This is a genomic window from Vibrio sp. 10N.261.52.A1 (assembly GCF_002876325.1).
GTDB classification, from domain to species: Bacteria; Pseudomonadota; Gammaproteobacteria; order Enterobacterales; family Vibrionaceae; genus Vibrio; species Vibrio chagasii.
In genome coordinates this window covers 1-2,714 of the sequence record NZ_MCYD01000623.1, presented here as the reverse complement: position 1 = coordinate 2,714, position 2,714 = coordinate 1, and the positions used below count along the sequence as shown (strand labels likewise).

The 2,714-nt window shown below is 40.8% G+C and carries 3 protein-coding genes; 1 reads left to right on the top strand and 2 read right to left on the bottom strand.

What is annotated here, in order from left to right; genetic code table 11:
* Window positions 1-139: 139 nt before the first annotated feature.
* The gene (locus tag BCT81_RS11220; protein WP_102424331.1) at window positions 140-787 is read right to left on the bottom strand and encodes a DUF3306 domain-containing protein; all 648 of its coding nucleotides are present in this window, start codon (window positions 785-787) and stop codon (window positions 140-142) included.
* Entirely contained in the window at window positions 777-1,238 is a 462-nt protein-coding gene (locus BCT81_RS11215) for a DUF3305 domain-containing protein (protein ID WP_102424329.1), read from the bottom strand. Before BCT81_RS11215 ends, BCT81_RS11220 begins: the two co-directional genes overlap by 11 nt.
* Window positions 1,239-1,635: 397 nt before the next feature.
* Here BCT81_RS11215 and BCT81_RS11210 point away from each other — a divergent pair, with 397 nt between their 5' ends.
* Entirely contained in the window at window positions 1,636-2,460 is an 825-nt protein-coding gene (locus tag BCT81_RS11210) for a formate dehydrogenase accessory sulfurtransferase FdhD (RefSeq protein WP_102424328.1), read from the top strand.
* Window positions 2,461-2,714: the final 254 nt, after the last annotated feature.

Genomic DNA, 2,714 nt, shown 5'->3' with positions numbered 1-2,714 from the left:
GTTTTAGCAAATGCCGTGCCAATTTAATAATTCAATATTTTCAATGGATTAGATTAAATTTAAATCGATTTTGATAATAAAAAAACCGCTTGGGACATTTTGTCGCAAGCGGTTCATTGAGTGTTTAGTCAAAATGTACCTATTCTTTGTGTGGTATATTTTGTCCCACCTCTTTTGGGTCATTTTCGATAACATCGGTGTCGAAATTATTCGATACTGTGTTTTTATACAGTCCTTTTTGTTGTCCCGTAATTTCGTCACTTTCAACAAGATCTGATTCCGTGTCTTCAGCGTTGTTAACTGAAACTTCTTCTTTATTTTCAGTGACTTGCTCTTGTTCGCTTGACGTTTCTTCTTCTGCCTTCTCTTTTACCCAATCACGTAAGCTTTCAGCGACATCTTCAGAAAGTGACTTAAGATTACTATAATCGTCATCGTAATCGTCTAAGCCATCACGTACGTTAAACTCTTCTGAGAGAAATAATTTACGCAATGCGGCTTTTTTTACGCTTTCTGATGCTTCTGATACCAATAATTGAGCCATAGACAGCTCTTCAGTCGCCTCTGATGCCGACTCTTTAGTGTCAGCAGACTCTTCTAAAGCATTAGTTGGCTCGATAGAAGTTGGTTCATTTGGTGCAAGTTCTTCAGCAGAGGTGCGTGTTTGAGAAGCAGGCTCAGAAGAAGTAACCGAGGTTTCTTCAACAGGCTGTTCAGCTTCGAGCGCTTTGTCAGTCGATTCATCGAGCTTTCGTTGAGACCAACGGCTAAAAAAGTTAGTTGCCATTAGAACGACCTGCCCCTTTACGCTTCTTGCGTCTAGCTTCTAATAATTCGCCATGACGACCGATAAAGGCTTCCATCCACGCTTGTACCGGTAAAGGCATGTCGTAAGACAATACTTGGTTATCTCCGTCCATGTACTGGCCTGCGACTGTTTGTGACGCTGTCAGTAATTGAATAATAGGTTTACCGGAGTCAACATTATCCATAACTAAGAATAGCTTAGGTTGCTGAGAGCTTAGATTGAAGCGGTAGTCGGTACGTTCGTCTTTGTGTAACTGGAGCAAACATACGTCTGGGGTTTCATTTTCAGGTGATAATTCAAAACCGATGAGTTCCCATTGAGTCGTTACCCAAATGCCAGTTTTGATCTCTTTCTCTATTCTTTGGACACCTATTGGCCAAGCTGATTCTGTTTTTTCATAGTGTTCTTGGAATTCTTTTATCTCAGACATACTGCACCCAATTGATTTTCTTTATTCTGATCGTACGTAGGACATTTTGTACTTCGCATAATCATATACCCTCTACAAAGCAATAAACACGCCAATACATTTTAAGTCCTGCTCAGTCTTTAGTGCGTTTGTCGTAAAGTTACCTTTATAACGTTAGTCGATCGCGCTGGTTTGAGACAGTTAGTCTCGGTGAACTCTCATATTTTGCGCTATTTTAATCGAATGCTTCATGTTTTCCCGAATAGCCGTTATTTTGGAATGAGAATTGCTAAATGCTTGAGTTAAAGCTAAGACTGACTAAGTGACAGAGAACGCATGTATTCTAAAGAGTCGTATGATGACTCTTGCCTAACTTCTTATCCCTTATAATCGCTATCTCATTAAGTAGGACGTGACTGTGGTAAAACCAAACATAATAAAAACCAGTGAAAACCCACTTCAGACCATCGAAGTTGAAGTGTTTGATGAATATGGCGAAAAGCTAACGAAACAAATTGCGTGCGAGCGCCCTCTTACCGTTATGTTGAACTGGAAAGAGATCGTAACTCTAATGACATTGGGGTCACGCCCAGAAGCATTAGTCTTGGGTTATTTGAAAAACCAAAGCTTCCTTTCTGATCCAGAAGCCGTTGAATCTATCATTATTGATTGGGAAACCAGCTCAGCAGCGGTTATCACCAAAGAAGATACGAGCCAACTTGAACAAGCACTGAAGAAGAAGACCGTAACGTCTGGCTGTGGCCAAGGTACCATGTATGGCAACGTGATGAAGCAATTGGAAGACTACCAAGTGCCTCAAACCAAGATTAAGCAATCTGAAATCTATACGGCTCTAGAAGCGCTGACTCATTATAACGACACCTACAAGAAAGCGGGTGCGGTTCATGGCTGTGCTGTTTGCAAAGACGATCAAGTGTTGTCGTTTGTGGAAGATGTAGGCCGTCACAATGCGGTTGATACCCTAGCGGGTGAGATGTGGCTTAACAAAGAAGATGGTGGAGATAAGATCTTCTACACCACAGGCCGCCTAACCTCTGAAATGGTGATTAAGGTAGCGCAGATGGGAATCCCTGTTCTGCTATCACGCTCTGGCGTTACACAAATGGGCTTAGATTTAGCTCAGAAGTTCGGCATAACAACGATTGCTCGTGCTAAAGGCTTGCGCTTCCAAGTGTTTACAGGTGCAGACAAGATAGATTTTGACGTCAAAGGCGAGCAGTAAACGTAAAGTTAACTCGTGCTTAGTTAATTTGTTATGGGTGCAGTATCAGCTGCACCTTTTTTATATTCTTCAGTTTTTATCCCAATTCGTTCCCGATACAGGTTTCACGCTTCAGACCATCTAAACCTACACGTATCATGTCTTAAATTAGCTTTCCCTAAAACAAATCTTGATTTAACACCCCAATAAGCTATTAGTTACATATTCGTCAATTTAATGAATCTATTAATACAAATTAAAGATGAATATCAACG

Bases quoted from the DNA above. Each gene is read 5' to 3' on its own strand.
- BCT81_RS11220 (WP_102424331.1), bottom strand. From the start codon at position 787: ATGGCAACTAACTTTTTTAGCCGTTGGTCTCAACGAAAGCTCGATGAA.
- BCT81_RS11215 (WP_102424329.1), bottom strand. From the start codon at position 1,238: ATGTCTGAGATAAAAGAATTCCAAGAACACTATGAAAAAACAGAATCA.